The 20,632-nt window shown below is 57.9% G+C and carries 15 protein-coding genes; 11 read left to right on the top strand and 4 right to left on the bottom strand.

The window, feature by feature from the left end; all coding sequences use genetic code 11:
- The first annotated feature begins 39 nt into the window (after positions 1-39).
- Complete coding sequence (locus tag OHL23_RS13305) at positions 40-840, top strand: Stp1/IreP family PP2C-type Ser/Thr phosphatase (RefSeq protein ID WP_263352370.1); 801 nt, start codon at positions 40-42, stop codon at positions 838-840.
- 98 nt (positions 841-938) lie between these two features.
- Here the strand turns inward: OHL23_RS13305 and OHL23_RS13310 are convergent, their stop codons facing one another.
- Positions 939-4,373, bottom strand: coding sequence for an ImcF-related family protein (locus OHL23_RS13310; RefSeq protein ID WP_263352371.1), 3,435 nt, complete (start codon positions 4,371-4,373; stop codon positions 939-941).
- A gap of 27 nt (positions 4,374-4,400) precedes the next feature.
- Positions 4,401-5,141 (bottom strand): DotU family type IV/VI secretion system protein, encoded by a 741-nt coding sequence (locus tag OHL23_RS13315; RefSeq protein ID WP_263352372.1) that lies wholly within the window; start codon positions 5,139-5,141, stop codon positions 4,401-4,403.
- A gap of 371 nt (positions 5,142-5,512) precedes the next feature.
- Here OHL23_RS13315 and OHL23_RS13320 point away from each other — a divergent pair, with 371 nt between their 5' ends.
- Positions 5,513-6,811 carry a hypothetical protein gene (locus OHL23_RS13320; RefSeq protein ID WP_263352373.1) on the top strand — a complete coding sequence of 433 codons (1,299 nt, stop codon included), beginning with the start codon at positions 5,513-5,515 and terminating at the stop codon, positions 6,809-6,811.
- Between the two features lie 41 nt (positions 6,812-6,852).
- On the opposite strand, the gene OHL23_RS13325 is transcribed toward OHL23_RS13320, so the two are convergent.
- Both OHL23_RS13325 and OHL23_RS13330 read right to left on the bottom strand, forming a co-directional pair.
- Positions 6,853-7,134: a hypothetical protein gene (locus OHL23_RS13325; protein WP_263352374.1), complete on the bottom strand. Its 282-nt coding sequence runs from the start codon at positions 7,132-7,134 to the stop codon at positions 6,853-6,855.
- A 177-nt stretch (positions 7,135-7,311) separates the two neighbouring features.
- Entirely contained in the window at positions 7,312-8,781 is a 1,470-nt protein-coding gene (locus OHL23_RS13330; RefSeq protein ID WP_263352376.1) for a class I SAM-dependent methyltransferase, read from the bottom strand.
- 408 nt (positions 8,782-9,189) lie between these two features.
- On the opposite strand from OHL23_RS13330, the gene tssB reads away from it, so the two are divergent.
- From tssB to tssH, 9 genes are all read left to right on the top strand, one after another.
- Entirely contained in the window at positions 9,190-9,708 is a 519-nt protein-coding gene (gene tssB / locus OHL23_RS13335) for a type VI secretion system contractile sheath small subunit (protein WP_263352377.1), read from the top strand.
- The gene (gene tssC, locus OHL23_RS13340; RefSeq protein WP_263352378.1) at positions 9,701-11,188 is read left to right on the top strand and encodes a type VI secretion system contractile sheath large subunit; all 1,488 of its coding nucleotides are present in this window, start codon (positions 9,701-9,703) and stop codon (positions 11,186-11,188) included. Before tssB ends, tssC begins: the two co-directional genes overlap by 8 nt.
- A gap of 94 nt (positions 11,189-11,282) precedes the next feature.
- Positions 11,283-11,762 (top strand): Hcp family type VI secretion system effector, encoded by a 480-nt coding sequence (locus tag OHL23_RS13345; RefSeq protein WP_263352379.1) that lies wholly within the window; start codon positions 11,283-11,285, stop codon positions 11,760-11,762.
- Positions 11,763-11,784: 22 nt separating this feature from the next.
- Positions 11,785-12,516 (top strand): type VI secretion system accessory protein TagJ, encoded by a 732-nt coding sequence (locus OHL23_RS13350; RefSeq protein WP_263352380.1) that lies wholly within the window; start codon positions 11,785-11,787, stop codon positions 12,514-12,516.
- A gap of 30 nt (positions 12,517-12,546) precedes the next feature.
- A complete protein-coding gene (tssA, locus tag OHL23_RS13355; protein WP_263352381.1) occupies positions 12,547-14,361 on the top strand; it encodes a type VI secretion system protein TssA in 1,815 nt (604 codons plus the stop codon).
- A 3-nt stretch (positions 14,362-14,364) separates the two neighbouring features.
- The gene (gene tssE, locus OHL23_RS13360) at positions 14,365-14,868 is read left to right on the top strand and encodes a type VI secretion system baseplate subunit TssE (protein ID WP_263352382.1); all 504 of its coding nucleotides are present in this window, start codon (positions 14,365-14,367) and stop codon (positions 14,866-14,868) included.
- Positions 14,865-16,709 (top strand): type VI secretion system baseplate subunit TssF, encoded by a 1,845-nt coding sequence (tssF, locus tag OHL23_RS13365; RefSeq protein ID WP_263352383.1) that lies wholly within the window; start codon positions 14,865-14,867, stop codon positions 16,707-16,709. The genes tssE and tssF overlap by 4 nt, the downstream gene beginning before the upstream one ends.
- Positions 16,673-17,824 (top strand): type VI secretion system baseplate subunit TssG, encoded by a 1,152-nt coding sequence (gene tssG, locus OHL23_RS13370; protein WP_263352384.1) that lies wholly within the window; start codon positions 16,673-16,675, stop codon positions 17,822-17,824. Before tssF ends, tssG begins: the two co-directional genes overlap by 37 nt.
- Positions 17,825-17,833: 9 nt before the next feature.
- Positions 17,834-20,566: a type VI secretion system ATPase TssH gene (gene tssH / locus OHL23_RS13375; RefSeq protein ID WP_263352385.1), complete on the top strand. Its 2,733-nt coding sequence runs from the start codon at positions 17,834-17,836 to the stop codon at positions 20,564-20,566.
- Positions 20,567-20,632 lie beyond the last annotated feature (66 nt).

Here is a 20,632-nt window from a genome sequence, read left to right on the forward strand (position 1 = left end):
TGCTCCGGTGGCTTTGGTCCGCCCATGAGGCCGGTTGTCATGACTCAGACAGCAGCATATACCCTCGATTTCGCGGCAGCCACGGATATCGGCTGCCACCGCGGTAACAACGAAGACAGCTTCGGCTACGATGCCGAACTACATTTGTATGTCGTCTGCGATGGCATGGGCGGAAGCGCCGCCGGAGAAGTGGCCAGCGGAATGGCTGTGCGGGCCTTGATCGAATCATTTGAGTCGCTTGCCCTTCAAGCGGTGAGCAGTGGCGAACAACTCTCCATAGAGCAGCGTCTTCTGTATTCCATCCATGAGGCAAACCGGGTTGTCCGTTCGGCCTCCGAATTGAATCCTGAACTTCACAACATGGGTACGACGCTGGTCTGCGCCTGTCTGAATGAACACCGCATCGTGATTGGAAACGTCGGCGACAGCCGCGCTTATATGATCCGCAATGGCGTTTGCACGCAGATAACACTGGATCACTCTCTGCTGGACGAACAGGTGCGCCAGGGACTGATCACGCCAGAGATGGCGGCGGCATCCAACTTGCAGTCCGTGATCACCAGGGCCATCGGCACCGCGAACGAGGTCGAGGCGGATCTCTTCGCTGCGGAACTCAATCTGAATGATATGTTCCTGCTGACCTCGGACGGGTTGACGCGCTATGCGAAGCCCGAGGACATTGCTAAGGCTGCTTCTCCCGACGCGGAGTTGACGACAATCTGTCAGAGCCTGATCGATCACGCCAAACAACGCGGAGGCGCGGACAACATCACCTGCATGATGCTCCGGGTTGTCGAAACACCACCTGCTTCGCAGAGTGCGCCAGACTTAGCTTCGTAAATCAAATCTATTTCGGCTCGCATTCAGCGAAACACTCTTGCAGCGCCCGACGGATCAGCGTGATCCGTCGGGCGCTGTTTTGCGAAGAAACCGCGTAACTACTTGACTACGGGCGAGACGCAGGTCAGACCGGTGAAGTATCCGGGCAGGAATAACTCGGCTCCTGGTCCGGTAATTTCAAAGCTGACAACTTTTGTGGGTGTTCCGGATTGATCGACTTTCTGGCCGGCAAAAGTTGTGACAATCGGGAAGTCGAGTCTAACTCCAGCCGGAGACTTGGTGGGCTGGCCTACTTTGGCCAACTGGAACAGAGACCACGTCCCCTGGAAATCGCCGCCCTGGCTTGTGTCGTAGAAGACAGTAGCCTGATGGGCGCTTACGCCATTCCACGTGTAAGAAGAACCATTGGGAATCTTCTGACCATCCACTGCAATCGACGCGGTTCCAATACCCTTGCTCGGCAAAAAGCGCGGCGTAAAGCTGAAGGTCGGGTTCTGGCTGCCTGGTGGATAAAGCTTCGAAGAGACCGCGGCCGCATGGCTGAAGAACTGCACAAACTTCGGGTTCACCGGTTGCGGCGCACTCGGTGCGGCGACATACTGCCCTCCCTGCGGCACCAGATAAGCCTTGAGGGCGGTGTTATAGATCGACCATAACGCTCCGGTGTCAGGAGCGAAGACCTGGTTGACCTCGGGCAATGTGGCCATCGTCGTCGAGTTCGGATTGAAGGGGAACTTGCCGAGGAGCGGATTCAGGGCTCCACAGATCTTGGCTCCAGCACCGTTGGCAGGTGCGCCCGGGCTCGGTGCGAGCTTGGCAGCGCATTGCACCGGTGCTTGCATCAAACCGAGGACTGTGGCTTCGGTGTGGAACTGCGAGTCGACGTTGAAAGACTGGGCGGCCTGCTGCGCAGCGATGCCTGCGGCCGAAGCCGCCTGGATGACAGGCGCAAATGCAGTCGGATCAGTGGCCGCCGCGGGGTTCTGAGCGACCAAGTCCAAAGCGCCCGAGAGAGCAAGCAGCGCATTCACATAGCCGGTGCTCCCTGGCCCGATGAAGCGGTCGGTCGCGTTGGGATCGACCAACGCCTGGGTCGGTTGGAAGGTGGATTTGATCTGCGGATCGCCGACAGCGGTGTTGTGGGAGACCGTATAGAACAGGGCAAGAAGCGGCGAAGCGGGACCAGCCAGCGCATTGAGCCTTGTCGGAGCCTCATGTACGTTGCCGCAACTGACCACCTTTGCGTCGATGAGGAAGGCATGCCACTCCTTGATGAAGTCTGAGGAGTACTGCGCAGCGAGATCCTTGCTCACGGAAGCCGTGTTGAGAGACTGTCCTGCTTGATCCCCCAAGACCCAGGTTTCGCCCTGTAAGTAACCTTCGGGATGCTGAAGGGCGTTTTGCATGAAAGCGAAGCCGGTTTTTGTGAAGGCTCCGCGCACCACATGGCCGTCCGTTACGGAGGCAGCCGAGCCGGGATACTGCTTGTTGAAGTCGATGTTGGAGCCGGTCTTGTCGGCGTCGTTGAGCATCGCCTGGTAAACGCGGGTCTCAGCCAGGAAGTGGGAGAGATAACCGCGCGTGTGGCTTACAACCATGGTGTCGGGGTTGATCGAATATGGAGGCTGGCGGACCAGTTCATTGGCGTAGAAGTCGATCTGCTTCTGCGCAAGCTGCTGTTGGTCTCCGTCGATTTGCCGTGATCCTATCCAATATTGGAGGAAAACCGGGGTAAGAAACTTGGCAACGCTCTTATCTGGATTGCTCGTGGTAATGAGATACGCCTTGAGCGGGTTATATGCAGCTAGATAAGACGAGGAATCGCTGCTGGTTGCTGGAACATCCGGCAAGGTGCGCATGTAACCGACAAAGCCCGCCTGCGTGGGGTTGAGCAGCATCGGACGGAAGCGGTCGAAGTAGATTCGCCTTGCCTGCGCGTCCAGTTTGGCCCCTTGATACAGACCCCAGCGATAGCTCCATGGGGCACCGTTCTGCTGGTAGCCGTCCAGTTGAACAATTGTTTGGCGCAACTGATCGAGGTGTTGCAGATCGCTCAGACTGGGCAGCGATGGGGCAGTCGCAGCTGTAACCGGCAGGGCCTTGGCCGCGTTTTGAATCTGATGTTCCAATCCAAGATTGTTGAAGAACGAGACCAGGAGCAGGACGGTGTACACCGCGAAAAGAAATGCCAGCGTTCCGAAAAGAATGCGGCGGAAAAGACGCGCCGGAGCGGTCTGCTGCGTAGCTGAGAGCGCGCTCTTATCGCCAAGGATAATTTCAGGAAACAGTCGCGGCAGAAAGGTCCATTGTGGCACGCGTGATGCGACCATCGTGGGCGGAGCAGCAGTGCGTCCGGGCGACTGCGATTTACCCAGAGAGATGTTGAGGTATTGGGTTGCGCCTGCGTCCTGCGAAACGCGTTCCTCGGCGACGGGCGCATTGGCCATTCGCTCAACTATCTGCGCGCGGATGCCGGTGAAATAAACGCCGCGCAGATAGGGATTAGCACTTAGCTGGCTGGGCTTGCACAGCTCCACCAGATATTGGTTCAGGTTTTTGCGAATCTTGCCAAATTCGCGAGGAAATTCGTAGACGCCGGGCGCGTTCCGCGGCTCGTTTTCGCGGTCGAGCATCTCAACGCGGAACTCTCCGAGTTTGTACGTAAGGCCGTCGAGAACAGCGGCAACCATCCGTGTCGCCTGATCGGCGTAGACACCGGCTGAAACATCGGTTTTCGGCAGTGGAGAACCGAGAATCTGGCGGACTTCCACATTCGAGAGATTACGTACGTACTCCTCGAAGTGAGGAACACGGTCCAGCTTGGTGACAATCACGTAGACGGGCAGAGTGGTGCCCAGCAGGCGGCTGATCTCGCGCAGTTGTGCGCCGGTGGCTCGCGCCGCTGCCATCAGAGACGCTCCTCCGTCGGCGAGGAGAAGTTGCTCAGCACTGACGCAGACAATCGCGGCGCGTGCGGCCGCGCCTGTGCCGAATGCGGAGCGATAGGCTTTGGGACGGGTGCGCTCAATCATCCGCGTGAGCAATGCGTTGCTCTGGCGGACGCTGGCTCCCGCTTCGAGAATGGCGGCAAGCTTGGTAAACCAAAGGTTCAGGACAGGAGTCGGAGCGGATTCGCTGTCACGCGAGGCTGTACCGGCTACCAACTCGGGATCAAGGCCGGATCGAACTACGAGTGTGGTTTTCGCCGCACCAGTTTCGCCGAGGAGGTAGATGACGGGCAAAGCGGCCAGGGTCTTCGCACCCTGCTGCGACTCGCGCAGCTTGCGATTCGCGTCATTGAGCAGTACGTCAACCTCGCCAGTGGCTCCGGCAGCATCTCCCTCCTGCCCCTCCCTTTTCTTTGCCCGGAAATGCAGAACGAGAATAACGACGGCAGCCGCGACACCAGCCAGGAGGATCAGCACGATAAAAACAATGGCCGCGACCCCCTGCAGATGGAGCAGGTAAGCGAGACCGAAGGCCAGAAGGGCGGCAATCAGAAGAACGGCGGCAACAAGCACATAGACGAGCAAGGGATCCCCCAAACAACCTTAGAAAAACTAGCCGAGCTGCGACGCTCCTGAAATCAGGGCAACCAGGGAGCCGCCGTATACGAGAATCGTCAGCAGCAGCAAAGCGATGGCCGCAATTCCCAAGCCGCGGCTCCAGCGATCGATCGCTGCGGTCTGCTTGACTTCGGGCGCTGGCGCGCCATCCGGCATGAATGCCACCTGCCCACGGATTCGATTGATCTTTTCCCGAGCCTGGTGGATGAGTGTTTGAATTTCCCCGCTCGGCCGGGATGCCCCAGCACTTCGTGCGGCACCCTGCTGCGTGGAAAAGTAATCTGTTGTACTTGTGCTAAGCGCATATTGGCCCTTGAACCCAAGCAGCATGCACAGGCAGAAGACCTCCAGGCAATCGGCGGTCTCCTGGGAATCCTGGCGGGCAAGAAGCGAGCGCAGGTGTTCGAAGAAAACCTCCCCAGCACGATTGTGGCCGAACATTTCTTCCTGCAAGGGGCGCTGAGCCCAGTCGGCGAAAGCCGGACTTTGCAGCTTGAGCACGCTTTCGTCCAGCAAAGCGACCACCGCGAAGAAAGCCAATTGATTCATCTCGCTGGAATAGCCGAGAGCTTTGGCGTCTTCCATGGCGGATTTGAGGGCGGCGCGGATGCTTGTCCGAAATCCCTGCGAGTTGGGAACCGACTGCTGAGCAAGCGAAGAGAGCCGCAGGATGGTGGTGAGCGAGTTCTCGTAACACGAGGCCAGGCTGTAAGTGCGCTGCGGACTTTCCTTCATCGATGTTTTCCCCGATAACGCTGCAATTTACCCCAAAGCCGACATTCGCGTCGCTGAATCAACTCAACGATCCGCGAACACGAAAGGATCGGTCCGGAAATCATTAAGAGCATACCTCAACCAAACGGAGGCAAGAGAAAAACTTCCGGCACGTATGGAAAGTGGCGGGGACCTGCTATGCGTTTCTTCCCAATCGATCGTTTGATCGCTTTCCGATTCGCGAACACGTTGTCTATGTAACGGGACGCCCAAACAGAGCACTCTCTCCCAGGAGAGTTTGTCGAGGGCGTGACAATCACTTTACGCAACAATCCGGGGCGTGTAAGCTTCGCAATGAGCACTGCTGCAAACTGTAGAGGACGATCTTTCGTATGACCGTGAACGACTTCAATCCGGGACAGGAGCCGCATGAGCAGGGAGAATCGCTCAGCGCCACGGGAATGTTCTTGCGTGCCCTTGAATCGAATTCGACGCCGCCTCAACAGCCAGCCGAAGCGGATGTGACAAAACCTGCCGCGCCGCAAGCTGCGCCCGCAGTCTCAGGCCCATCTCCTTCCGAACCTGGTGAGTTTACGCGAATGTTTCAGGCGTCGAACCCCGCTCAGAGCTCGAATCAAGCTCCGTCTACAATGCCGGTTCCGCCAGTGCAGCCTGCGCCTGCTTCCACGGCACCGGCTAATCCTCCGAGCCCTGCACCCGTTCCCGCCGCAGGGCCAGGTCCGGGAGAGTTCACGCGTATTTTTGTGAAAGCTGCGGCTCCGCCAGTTGAGCCATCTGTCCGAACGGTGGTAGAAGCCTCGCCTTCGGCTGTCGCACCGTCCCGCATGAAGGGTTTTTCCACTCCGGGGATATCAGACTCCGCATCTGCGGAGGGTAGCTTTACGCAGTTCTTCAAGGCTGCGTCTGCCGCCCCAACTCCTGCGCCTCCTCCGCCACCTGCTCAGAGCTTTGCACCACCCGCGCCTGCACCGGCTAAGCCTGCACCTACGAAGCCTGTTCAATCCAATGATTGGCCGAATGAATCGGCGTTCAGCGCAACCTCAAAGCCGTTCGAGCCCACGCCGAGCCCTGCGCCCATTTCCACGACTCCAGCCTCCGGCAGCGCGGCTGGCCTTCTTTCGGCGCTGTCTTCGCCGGGAGCAGGGACATACGCGCCGCGTCAGGCGGAGCCAGTTCCCTACCGGCCTGAGCCGATGCCTTCGTACACTCCTGCTCCGCCGCCGGCAGAGCCGTCGAGCATAGAGGCCGGCAGCGTTACAAGATTGATCCAGCGCCTGTCGCAGGTTCCCAAGGAAGCTCCGCCGGAGCCTCTGCCACCCGCTTCGCCTGCTCCCCTGGGCGCAAGTCCAAGTTCCGGCCCCGGAGAGTTTACTCGGATGATCTCCGGGAATGCGGTGCAGGCTGCGATTAGCACTGCGCCGTCCGCTCCGCCGGCTCCGGCAGTTGCCGCGCCTGCCGCGTCCATTCCGGCACCGGCAATCGCGGCGCCTGCAATCAAGGCTCCCGCGCCGCCGCCGGCTCCCAAGTTCGAAGCGCCTAAGCCTGCGCCGCCGGCAGTCGCCGCACCCAAGGGCAAGTTGGAGGCCATGGTGCCCATCCTGCTCGTCGTGAACACGTTTCTGCTAGTTGTCTTGCTGGTGGTAGTTATCTTCGCGATGAAAGGCAAGTAACTTCGCAGTAAGATAACTGGCTTCGCCATTGACGGCATCACTCAAGCGAGCAAGCCATTGTCGCGCAGCAGCGTGTCGGTCCGCTCAAAACTCGAAATCAGGATCATCCCCTGAGATCGAGCTTTGCCAGCCCATCTGGTTGCATCATCCTCATTGAACTTCAATTCGATCAGCAGCGCGACCAGATCGTCATAATTGTTAGCCTTGGCCGGCCGCGTAGCCAACCGGCCTGCGTAGGGAACAAACATTACCTCAAAATATGGCCGTACCCCTTCCGATCCAGGGTTCGCCGAAATGCGGAGATTCCCTGTGAGCTTCGCCATCCATCCACTCCTTGGTCTTGTGGACCTTCTTCTTGACTTCCATGCCTCCTCACCAGTCTTTCACAAGTGCCCAAGCCTCTTGTAACGAGATAAGTGTCGATCGATCGCAGCGATATTCCGCGATGAATGGACATGGAGGGAACGATGGATAAAACGGCCGGATTCTCCGGCCATCCATTACGGATGGGCGACAACAACAAAGCCGCGCTCGATCAGCTTGCGAATCATGGCCAGGCATTCGCGCCGCACCGTTTCCAGGGGAGCGTTTGCCGTGACGGCGAAACCCTGGATAGCTTCCTCGGCGGTCCGCGTACCGTCGCAGGTTGCGAGGAATTCCGCCACCAGCGGCTGCACCGTCAAGTGGAAAGGAAAACCGCTGATCAGGCGCAGGGTAAGCGACTCGGCGCGCCACTGACCTCCTGCCTGATCGCATATCTGCTCCAGTCGCACATTCGGCGAAAGCATCGGTCGAATCGCGAGCAACTGCTCGTCTTCCTCCATAGCCCGCACCAGATCGTGCGCAGCGAAGGTGGATACAATCAACTCGCCAAGATTACCAGTCGGAGTCTTGGGCACCTCTTCGATCCGCACCCAGTTGCTTCCCGAGCGACGACGCATCACTACAAGTCCATCGTGAATGGCCTCGACACCTCGCTGGCGATAGTAGTTCATGTAGCCGTCATACTGCGCGGCGTCATTCGTGGAGTCCTGCGATGTCTCTCGAATCCGATGTTGGGCGTACTCCGCTGGGTCCTGCGTCAGTCCCTTCATCACCCAGGCGTCGCAGCCAGTCCCCTCCAGCCATTCGGCGATGCGTTCCTCCCAGGGTTGACCTTTGACCTGCGCCCACTCGCAGAGCATCTGCATGTACCCACCCTCGTTCAAATAGCTCGGAGCCTCTTTTACCAGGCGGCGGCAAAGGCCATCGAGTTCCATTGAGTTATCGCAAAAAAGATAGTCGGTTTGCGGAGTTATGAAAAACGGAGGGTTGGAAAGGATCAGATCAAAACTGCGATCTGACACGGGAGCGAAACAATCTCCGGTAAGTACCTCAATGTTATTTACTTCATTAAGCCGGGCATTGAATTGCGCAAACAGAGCTGCTCTTGCGTTCAGATCCGTGGCTACTACGATGTCACTGTGCCGGGCCGCGCCGAGGCTTAGGATGCCACTTCCGGTGCCCAGGTCGAGCGTTGCGCGCGAGTGGCGGCGGACTGCGAACTTGTTCAGAAATTTGCTGGTCGGGTTAGGCCAGAGCACCAGTTCGGCCTGATGTGTCTCGAATGCCGAGGGATAATCGGACGCAACGAGAAAGTCGTCAATGGGCAAAAGCATCGCCCCGCCTACGAACCAATCTTCTTTCAACTCGATCAATCCCGATTCCAGCAACAGCGAGAGGAGCTCTTCAGGAGCCGCTTCCCGAACTGGAGATTTGTGTTGCGCACACCCCATCCAGAACCAGCGAAGCAATGCGTTGAGCAATGTTGGCGCGGAGGTGCGATCGAGCAATCGCGGCAGATTACGCAACTGGCGGGAAGGCAACTCCGCGGCGCCAAGGTGCTTGCGCAAGTTGGGTTCGGTATAGCCGGCTTCCACGAAGAAGTCGCGGAGTCGTTGGGAGTTCTGGGACGAAAGTAGCGTTAACATACGGTTCCAACCTTACCATTACCGCCAGCAGGAACAGGAAGATGTACCATGTAGGTCGATCACTCTTCGCCTCATTCGTGAATCTGTTCGCAGCCCTCCCAGTGACACGTTACCATCCCCGCTTTGCGTTGAAAACCCTAAGGTAATACGTGAAAAGATTTTGTCTTGACCAGCCATTTTGCGTGTGGTATCACCATTACGCACAAGAAATTGATCGATGGGGCTCTGAAAACTTCCGTTAGTTTTCTGCGCGATCTTCTTCTGCTACAGTTCCTTTGTTGCTCATTTTCAGAAACGTTCTCGATCCCCCTAGCCGCCAACTCCTTTACCGGAAACGCATTGGAGTGCGGCTGAAAATTCATTGAAACGATCGACCGACTTTGATCACTATCGGTAAAGGAAGGAATCATGGCCAGGCAAAGCGCACAGCACAAACTGGACCGGGTGCGGCCTCCGCGGGTGCAAATCACCTATGACGTTGAAGTTGGTGGCGCAATCGAAATCAAAGAGCTCCCTTTCGTTGTTGGAGTTCTTGGAGATTTTACGGGCAACCCGGAGCAGCCGCTTCCGAAGCTGAAAGACCGGAAATTTGTAGAGGTAAATCCGGACAACTTCGATACGGTTCTGGAGGGTATGAAGCCTCACCTCGCTTTCGCCGTAGAGAACAAGCTCAGCGACGATCCCGAAGCCGCAAATTTGAAGATCGACCTCAAGTTCCGCAAGTTTGACGACTTCGAGCCTGCCAATGTCGCCAAGCAGGTCAAGCCACTCAAGGAGCTTCTCGATCTGCGCACACGGCTGTCGGATTTGCGCGGTTCGCTGCAAGGCAACGACAAGCTGGAAGAATTGCTGCTGGAAGCAGTCGGCAATACGGAGAAGCTGGATAAGCTGAAGGGTGAAATCGGCAAAGGAGAATCCAATGGCTGATGCAGTTGCAAACCCGCAAGCCGCCGCTGCTTCCGTGGAGACACAGGAAGGCAGCCTGCTCGACCAGATAGTAGAACAGGGCCGATTTGGCGTTGAAAGCGCATCCCGCGAGCGTGGCAAGAATCTGGTGAAGGAATTTGTTGCCCAGGTTCTCGATGGTTCCATGACCATCGCCAAGGACGCCGAGATGATGATCAATGCGCGCATCGCGCAGATCGATCACCTGCTCTCTCTGCAATTGAACGAAATCCTCCATCATCCCAGCTTCCAGAAACTCGAAGGCTCCTGGCGCGGTCTGAAATATCTGATGGACAACAGCGAGACTGGAGTCGGACTCAAGATTCGCGTTTTGAATGCCTCGAAGAAGGAACTGCTGCGCGACATCGAAAAGGCGCCCGAGTTTGATCAGAGCGCGCTCTTCAAGAAGATCTACGAGGAAGAGTACGGTGTCTTCGGCGGAGCGCCATTCGGCGCCCTGGTTGGCGATTACGACTTCGGCAAGCATCCGGAAGACATGGCATTGCTGGAGGGTGTTTCGCACATCGCTGCGCAGGCACATGCGCCTTTCGTCAGCGCAGCCTCGTCTGATCTCTTCAACCTGGAGAGTTATCTGCAACTCGATGCTCCGCGTGATCTCGCGAAGGTTTTTGATAGCACGGAATACGCGAAGTGGAAGTCCTTCCGCCAGAGCGAGGATTCCCGTTACGTTGCCCTCGCGCTGCCTCGCACGCTGGGCCGCCTTCCATATGGCGCGGAGACCAAGCCAATCGATGAGTTCCGCTATGAAGAACACGTGGACGGCACCGACCACTCGAAGTATCTGTGGATGAATGCCGCTTACGCGCTGGCCTCCAAGATGACACAGTCCTTCTCGCTCTATGGCATGTGCGTTGCCATGCGTGGCGTCGAAGGCGGCGGTCTCGTCGAGGGTCTGCCGGCTCACACCTTCTCAACAGACGAAGGCGACGTTGCCCTGAAGTGCCCGACCGAAGTGCCCATCACCGACCGCCGCGAAAAGGAACTCGCCGACCTCGGATTTGTTCCGCTGGTGCATTGCAAGGGCACGGACTACGCGGCGTTCTTCAGCGTTCAAAGCTGTCAGAAGCCCAAGGTGTATGACACTGACTCGGCCAACGCCAATGCGCGTCTCTCCACGCAATTGCCGTACATCATGGCAGTCTCCCGATTCGCGCACTATCTGAAAGCGATGATGCGCGACAAGATCGGCAGCTTCATGTCGAGAGAAGAAGCAGACCGATTCCTGAATCGCTGGATTACAAAGTATGTCACACCGGATGACTCCGCTTCTCCTGCGACCAAAGCCGAGCGTCCGCTGCGCGAAGCCAGAATCGACGTCACCGAAGTTCCAGGCAAGCCGGGGTGCTATCGTGCGGTTGCATTCCTGCGTCCTCACTTCCAACTGGACGAACTCACTGTTTCGCTTCGGCTGGTTGCTGAGTTGCCCGCCGCCGCGAAGTAACTCCTCTGTGCCTCTTTCTGGACACAGGGTCGTTTTATCCTGTTGTCTGCAATCGCAAGTTTTTTTTTGAAACAGATACCCGAAGGAGATCGAAATGGCAGTTAATGCGTATCTAATCATCGACGGGCGCCCTGGTCCGAGCACGAGCAAGAAGGATGCTATCGACATTCTTTCTTTTAGTTTCGGCGCCAGCATGTCCGCGGTTATCGGCGCGGGTTCTTCCGGGGGCGAGTCCCGTTCGGGCCGCGCCAATCTCGGCGACGTCACCATCATGAAGGTGCTGGACAAAACATCCCCGCTTCTTTTCGATGATTGCGTCACGGGAAACTACCTGAAGAAAGTCGATGTCGTTTACGACAAGCCGATGGGCGACGATCAGCAGGACTACTTCAAGATTCACATGGAAGACGCGCTCATTACCTCGATTCAGCTCTCGGGTTCGAGTGAAAACCCGGTCGAGTCCATCAGCTTCGCCTTTAGCAAGGTCAAGGTCAGCTACAACCCAGAGGAAGACGGCGCTCTGAAGGGCTTCATCGACAAGGGCTTCGACGTACTCAAGCTCAAGCCGTGGTAACCCGCGGGCAAGCAGGGAAACGGTGCCACTAACAGCCAAAGAACTTTTCCAGGCAGGCAAGGTGCGGGAAGCCGAGAAGATGCTCACGTCGTATCTGCGTGAGCATCCCTCCGATACGGCTCAACGCACCTTCCTTTTCGAATTGCTGTGCTTTGAGGGCGAGTACAGTCGCGCTGAAAAACAGCTCGGAGTGCTCGCGGGCGGAAGTGTCGAAAAAGAAACCGGTGCGATTGTCTACTACGCTGCACTTCATGCGGAGAAGACACGTCATGAACTGTTCGAGAAAGAGGCCTTTCCCTCGGACTCGGCAACAACAAAGGCTCCACTCAAGGGCGAGCTGAACGGTAAGCCGTTCAACGACCTGCGCGATGCCGACCCGGATATTGGTGCGCGGCTGGAGGTATTTGCAGCCGGTGCTTACCTGTGGCTTCCTTTCGAGCATGTGTCATCGCTCGAAATGGGAGCGCCGCAGCGATTGCGCGATACGCTGTGGGCTCCAGCCCTGGTGCAAACGGCGCCTTCCTTTCGAGGAATGGACCTCGGTGAAGTATTGATTCCGGCTATCTACCCATTTTCATGGAAACATCCGGATGAAGCCGTATGGCTTGGCAGGGTAACGGACTGGTCCGTTGACGGCGATGGCCGGGAATATCCGTCGGGACAAAAGATCTTGCTCGTGGACGGCGAAGAAGTACCATTTCTTGAAGTTCGATCCCTTCAGTTTTTCCACCCCGCTGCCGCGCCCACCGAGTAGCAAAGCTATCCAGACAGGTTCCTGGCCAATATGCCCCTTCGCGAAGATATTCTCGCCCCGATTCCCGGAGAAAATCCCAGTGGGATCGATCTGCGCTACGATAACAAGCTGCTCATCCACGACAAGATCAAAGAGGCCCGTCGTCAGGACGACGATCTTTCTCAGGGCGATTGGCAGAGCGAGCGAAAGACGGCCAATTTCCCCTTCGTGGTGAAGCTGGGGCAGGACACGCTTGCGACTGTCTCGAAAGATCTTCAGGTTGCGGCATGGCTGACCGAAGCGCTGCTCCAGACCGAGCGATTCGAAGGCCTTCGGCAAGGTCTTGAACTGACCCATAAACTGATGATCGAGTTCTGGGAGACGGTTTACCCGATCATCGAGGATGGGGATCGTGAACTGCGTGCCGTTCCGCTTGCCTGGATTGGCTCAAAGCTCGACTTTCCTCTGCGCTCGACCCCGATTTGTGGAGCTGGCTACTCCTGGTTCGTTTACAAGGAATCCCGGGTTGTTGGTTACGAAGACCAGGCCAAGACCGACAAGGACAAGAAGACCCGGTCTACGATGCTGGCCAACGGCAAGATTGCTCCGGAGGTTTTTGACAAAGCCTTCGCGGAAACGCCCAAGGCTTTTTATCTGAAAGCGGAAAAGGACCTTGACGCCTGCATTGAGGCGCTTGCCAATCTCGATAAATACTGCGACGAGATGTTCGAGGACGACGCGCCGGCCTTTGGCACCCTGAAGACGGGACTTACGGAAGTCCGCCATACGATTCATCAGTTACTGGAAAAGAAGCGCGAGAAGGAACCGGATCCGGTCGAAGTCGAGTCCGTTGCTGAAGTTGCTTTAGAAGACACGCCCGCTGAGGAAGGGGACGCCGCTGCGGCTGCTTCGACTCGCGGTTTCGCAGGCTCCTTTGTGGCCGAACCTGCGGACCGTCGTCAGGCCGTGGCGAGCATTGCAGGCGCCGCGGCTTTTCTGCGCAAGCGAGAGCCATTCAGTCCGGCTCCTTACCTGTTGCTGCGCGCGCTTCGCTGGGGCGAACTCAGAACAGCTACGCGCCTCGGAGAAAGCAATCTGCTCGAGGCTCCGCCGACGGAGTTACGCCAGCAGATCAAGCGGCTTGCGCTGAACAAAAAATGGAGCGAGTTGCTGGAGGCGGGCGAACAGGCGATGGCGCTGCCGGGCAGCCGGGCGTGGCTCGACTTGCAGCGGCTTTCTGTCGCTGCCTGCACGGCCCTCGGAGCCGATTATCAGCCGATCGCGACTGCAATCCAGTCCGAACTTCGTGCCCTGTTAAACGATTTGCCCGAACTGCTCGATGTCACTCTGATGGACGACACACCCGCCGCGAATCAAGAGACCAAAGCCTGGCTGAGGGGTCTGCAAACGCCCACACCGTTGCCCCCGTCCGAAGAAGATGCGGCGCCGGAAGAGGCTCCTGCCGAAACCAATGGAACGCCCACCTGGCTTGCGCCCTCGGTCGATGCCTACATGCTCGCGAAGGATGCGCTCGCCGCTGGCCAGGAAGAGAAAGCCTTTGCCATCATGCGCGCCGAGGTGGGCCGGCAGCGTTCAGGGCGAAGGCGTTTCCGGCGCACCATGCAGATGATCGAGCTGGCCATTGCCGCCGGCAAGGACGGAATCGCGCAGCCCCTCCTGGAAGACATCGCGGCGACAATCGAAACCCACAAACTGGATGCATGGGAAGATCCCGATCAAGTGGCAAGCGATCTGCTCAAGTTGATGCGCTACAGCAAGAAGATTCAAGGCAGCTCCAGCGACAAGCAAAAGCTCTTTGAACGTATCTGCCGCCTTGACCCCGTCCAGGCGTTGAACGCGGGGTAAACGATGGCCAGGAGCCTTGGCGAAACAACGATTACCGTCTCCGTTCTGGATCGGCTTATCGATCTTGAGCCGGAAAACCGGATGGAGAATCCGCTGAGCCGTTCCCAGTCCGTGCGTCTTCTCAAGAGCGCCGTACGCCGAGATCTGGAATGGCTATTGAACTCGCGTCGCATCTGCGACCCTCCCAACGAAGCGCTGAAGGAAGTGAATCGCTCCGCCTATGTGTACGGGCTGCCAGATCTCTCATCGCTGACCATGGCTTCGACGGGAGATCGGAACCGGCTCGTGAAGCAGATTCTAGCCACCATCAACCTATTTGAACCGCGCCTTTCGAATGTACGTCTCGTGATGGTTGAGACCCCTGATGCGGCCAAGAAAGACGTGCGTTTGCGTATTGAAGCGATGCTGCGGATGGACCCTGTGCCGGAGCCGGTGTCCTTTGACACGGTCATCGAATTGAAGAGCGGCAATTGCCATCTCACCGGAAGCGACGATGGGGGGCGATGATGCGCGATGATCTGCTGCTTTACTACGAGCGGGAATTGGACTATCTGCGCAAATCGGCGGCGCAGTTTGCGGAGAAGCACCCCAAAGTCGCCTCGCGCCTGGTGCTTGAACCGACCAAGTGCGAAGACCCGCACGTCGAGCGGCTCCTCGAAGCATTCGCCTTTCTTACGGCACGCGTGCACCTCAAGATGGAGGACGAGTTTCCGGAAATTACCGAGGCGCTGCTGACGGTCGTCTATCCGCAACTGGTGCGTCCGATTCCGTCCATGTCGGTGGTTGAGTTTCAACTCGATCCGGACAAGGGAAAGCTCACCAGCGGCATGAAGATCGAGCGTAACTCGCCTCTCTATTCAAAGCCCATCGGCGGCGTCCCCTGCACCTTTCGCACTTGCTATGACACGACACTCTGGCCGCTTACGGTCGCTGCGGCGGAATTGAGCGCGCCCAGCCGGTTGAAGCCCGCAGTGAAGACAAATGACTCGGCGTGGGCCATCCGGCTTGAACTTCGCTGCGCCCGCGATGTGACTTTTCCCGCGCTCAAGCCGGACAAGCTGCGCTTCTACCTGGACGGCGAGAGCGGCTTGGTCAACATACTGTACGAACTGCTTTTCAGCCGTCTCAATCGCATCATGATTCGTGATCTGACGGCGGGTTCGCGGCTGGCGCCAGTAACTTTGCCGGCTTCAGCCCTGAGCGCGGTCGGATTCGGTCCCGACGAAGGTATAGTTCCCTACCCTTCCTCCTCGTTCGCTGGACACAGGCTGCTGATGGAGTACTTCGCGTTTCCTGAGAAGTTCTTTTTCATCGACTTATCCGGCCTCGAAGCCGTCGGCGAATCAGGTTTCAAGGACGCAATCGAGATCATCTTCCTCATCTCGGAAGTGGAAGGGGAGGGCCGCGTTCAGCGCCTGGAGTTGGAACTCTCCAAAAAGACCTTCCGGCTTGGATGCTCTCCGGTGGTCAACCTCTTTCCGCAGGTCGCCGAGCCGATCCAGTTGAATCAGCGCAAATACGAGTACCAGATTGTGCCTGACGTGCGAAGGCCTTATTCGATGGAGGTCTACTCGATCGACGAAGTCGGGGCCATCAATTCGAGCAACCAGAAGATTTCAACTTACGAACCGTTTTACTCGCTGCGGCATGCTGCGCGGAAAGAAGACCGGCCCTGCTTCTGGCTGGCTCGGCGGCGTCCTTCGGCTCGGCCAAACGACGATGGCACGGAGGTTTCGCTGTCGCTCGTAGATCTCTCGACTGCCACGGTCGATCCCGACGCTACCGTGCTTTCCGTCCGCACCACATGCACCAACCGCGATCTGCCGTCGCGCCTGCCCTTTGGCAATCAGGACAGCGACTTTGAGATGGAAGGGGCTGTGGCGATGCGGCGTATCGTGGCTTTGCGCAAGCCGACTGCGCCGGTTCGCCCCGCGCTGGGTAAAAGCACGTTGTGGCGGCTTGTCTCACATCTTTCATTGAATTATCTGTCGCTTGTCGAGGAAGGCAAGACCGCGCTCCAGGAGATTCTGCGGCTTTATGACGTGGGCCGCACGGCGTACTCGCAGAACGTGATTCAGAGCATTCTCCAGATCCGCAGCAAGCCGCATTTCACGCGCCTGATCTCCGAGCAGGGAGTCAGCTTTGCACGCGGTATACGCATTGAAATGGAGATCGACGAAGACCAGTTCACGGGTGGTGGCGCGTTTCTCTTCGCCAGCGTACTGGAACGGTTCTTTGGCATGAGCGCCTCGTTGAACAGCTTCACGCAGTTGAGTGTTACCACTCCTCAGCGAAAGGAGGGCCTCCACGAATGGGAACCGAGAGCGGGACGGAAGCTGCTGATCTGATCGATCCTGATGATCCAAATAACCCGGTCAATGAACTTGATTCAATCGACGAGATGGATTCGCTTGATCAATTTGACAAAGCGGACCAGGCAACTCCGGGCGCATCCATGAACCGGATGAATTCTCTCCTGGGCGAAGAACTGGTCGAGGATGCGCACTCCTTCGAGTTCTTTCAAGCCGTTTCGCTGCTGCAACGGCTCCGCGCGGATATGCGTCCGGTCGGAGGCTTCTCCAGCCCTGAGAACGAGGTTGTGCGGTTCCAGGTCAACCAGCGGCTCGGCTTTCCGGCAAGCGAAATACAGAAGCTCGAATTGAAGGACGACGCACCCGCAGAGATGACGGTCAATTTCATGGGGCTGACCGGTCCGCAGGGGGTGCTTCCCTACACCTACAGCGAGTTGATCCTGGAACGCGCGCGGGCCAAAGACTACAGCCTCGCGGCATTCCTGGATATATTCAATCATCGCGCCATTTCGCTCTTTTACCGGGCATGGCAAAAATCCCGCTTCCCGGTGACTTACTCCTCGGGCAAGCACGATCTTTTCAGCCACTATCTACTCGATCTCGTCGGACTGGGCACAACCGGGTTGCGCGACCGACAGGAGATTGACGACGAGGCGCTGCTGCACTACGTTGGCTTGATCGCCATGCAGTCGAGATCCGCTACGGCCCTGGAGCAGGTCCTCGCGGACTACTTTGAGGTGCCAGTCGAGATTCAGCAATTCACGGGGGCATGGTACGGCCTCGATCGCTCCACGCAATGCATGATGCGGGACGAGGAGTCGCCATCAAGCGAGGTTGGTTCCGGCGCAGTCGTTGGCGACGCCATCTGGGATCGTCAGGGGCGAGTACGCATACGTATCGGTCCGCTCGATATGGATCGCTACAACGACTTTTTACCCCAGGGCAGCGCGTACGACTCGCTTCGCGCCATCACTCGCTTTTTCAGTAATCAAGCCATTGACTTCGAGGTGCAACTGGTGCTGGATCGCAGCCAGGTGCCCGCGATTGAACTCGATCTGGACTCGAGCAAACCAGCGAGGCTGGGCTGGGTGTCCTGGGCGAAAACTATTCCGCTGAATGCCGATCCGGACGATACAATTCTGTCTCTCTAAGGGGGAACCATGGGACTGAACCTGAAAGCACTGATTGCCAAATTGAACGACCCTTCGCGGGCTGCGCTGGAAGGCGCTGCCGGCCTGTGTCTTTCCCGCACCCACTACGACATCGAAGTTGAGCACTACCTGACCAAGCTGCTCGACTCGTCCTCGGGCGACTTCGCGGCAATCATCAAACACTTTGAGATCGACAAATCAAGGCTCACTGCCGAACTGGCGCGTAGCATGGACAAGCTGAAGTCCGGCAACGCGCGCACTCCGGCTATCAGTCCCACCGTCCTAAAGATGCTGACCACCGCGTGGACCATCGGCTCGATCGACTTCAACGCGGGCCAGGTCCGCACCGGGTTCACCATTCTCGCACTGGCCTCCGACGAGGAGCTTTCGCGACTGATCCACGACGTGAGCAAGGAATTCCAGAAGATCAACGCCGAAGCGCTGCGCAAGGATCTGATGGGCATCGTAGCGCTCTCCAGCGAGACGACAACCAGCGGAGCAGCTATCGGCTCATCCGGGACAGGCGAAGGCGGCGCAAAGCCCATGGGCGGCAAGACGCCGAATCTCGACCAATACACGGTTGATCTGACAAGCAATGCCAAGCGCGGCAAAATCGACCCGGTGCTGGGCCGCGATGCGGAGATTCGTCAGGTCATCGACATCCTCACGCGACGCCGTCAGAACAACCCCATCCTCACCGGCGAGGCGGGCGTAGGCAAAACGGCCGTCGTCGAAGGCTTTGCCATTCGAGTCGTGCAGGGCGATGTGCCTCCACCACTGAAAAACGTGAAAGTGCATACGCTTGACATGGCGCTTCTACAGGCCGGTGCAGGCGTCAAGGGCGAATTCGAGAACCGGCTCAAGGGATTGATCGAAGAGGTGAAAGCTTCTGCCACGCCGATTATTCTCTTCATCGACGAGGCTCACACCATGATCGGCGCAGGCGGTCAGGCGGGGCAGAACGACGCCGCCAACCTGCTTAAACCTGCGCTGGCCCGCGGCGAATTGCGCACTATCGCCGCAACCACGTGGTCAGAATATAAGAAGTATTTCGAGAAAGATGCCGCGCTGGCCCGCCGGTTCCAGGTCGTCAAGGTCGAAGAGCCAAGCGAGCATCAGTGCATGATCATGATGCGCGGACTGGTGGCGTCGCTGGAGAAGCACCACAATGTACGCATTCTGGATAGCGCGGTAGCTGCCAGCGTCCGGCTCTCGCATCGTTTCCTTGCGGGGCGCCAGTTGCCCGACAAGGCGGTAAGCATCCTCGACACGGCTTGCGCCCGGCTTTCGCTGGGCCAGAACGCCACGCCGCCAGCCATTGAGGACCTGACGCGAGTGATCGACGCGCTGGAAGTGCAGACGCGAATCCTCGAACGCGAAGAGATCGTCGGCGCGGACCATCAGGAGAAACTGGCCGAGATTGCTGAACAGAAGCAGGCCGCAGAGGAAAAGCTGAAGGCATTGCAGGCCCGTTGGGACAAGGAGCGCGAGCTGGTCGCAAAGATTCGCGAATTGCGCGACAAGCTCGAAGCCGACCACGGCAAGAAGGCTTCTGCAACGCCTGCTGAAGCGACGCCGACGGACGACGCTGGAGAAACAGCCCCGCAAGTAACGAAAGAGGCAGTAGCGGAGGCAACAACGGGGCCAGTATCAGAGGCTCCATCTCCCAGAGCGCAGTTGCAGGCCCTCGAAGCGGAACTTGCCGCGCTGCAAGGAGAAACAGGGCTCATCCAGGTATGCGTTGACGCGCAGATTGTCGGCGAAGTGCTCTCGGCGTGGACGGGAATTCCCGCAGGCAAGATGCTCAAGGACGAGATCGCGACCATCCTCAGCCTTCAAGACCATCTCGGCAGACGCGTTATCGGCCAGCCCCATGCGATGGAAATCATCAGCCAGCGCGTCCAGACCTCGCGAGCCTCGCTCGACGATCCAAACAAGCCTGTGGGTGTCTTCATGCTCGTGGGCCCGAGCGGCGTAGGCAAGACCGAAACGGCCCTTGCGCTTTCCGACTTGCTATACGGCGGCGAACACAACCTGATCACCATCAACATGTCCGAATTTCAGGAACCGCACACTGTATCCACGTTGAAAGGCTCGCCTCCGGGATACGTGGGCTACGGCGAAGGCGGCGTACTTACCGAAGCCGTTCGCCGCAGGCCGTACTCCGTCGTGCTGCTCGATGAGGTCGAAAAGGCTCATCCCGATGTGCTGGAGCTCTTCTTCCAGGTCTTCGACAAGGGCAATATGGAAGACGGCGAAGGCCGCTCCATCAACTTCAAGAACAACATCATTATCCTCACGACCAACGCCTGCACGGACCAGTTGATGAAGCTGGTCGCCGACCCTGAGACCGCGCCCAGTCCGCGTGCGCTCATCGACACGCTGAAGCCAGAGCTGAACAAGATCTTCAAGCCGGCATTTCTCGGTCGCATGGTCTTGATCCCGTATTATCCCGTGCGCGACGAAGCGCTCAAACAGATCATCCGGCTCAAGCTGGGCAAGATTCAACGCCGCATTCAGGAGAACCACAAAGTGAAGCTCTCCTACGACGACGCATTCCTCAACGAAGTAGCAAGCCGCTGCACCGAAGTCGAAAGCGGCGCAAGAAACGTGGATAATATCCTCACCAATTCTCTGCTGCCGGACATCTCACGCACGATACTGAGTGGCATGGCCGAAGGCGAGAAGATGAGCGCAATTCACGTCAGCATCGGGGAAGATGGGTCGTTTGTTTATCAATGATGCATCACCAGGATGCATCGCTTGGAGGAACAAGCGGATACCAGCAATTGAAGCTGCAAGAAACGA

Source organism: Acidicapsa acidisoli (assembly GCF_025685625.1).
Lineage (GTDB): Bacteria > Acidobacteriota > Terriglobia > Terriglobales > Acidobacteriaceae > Acidicapsa > Acidicapsa acidisoli.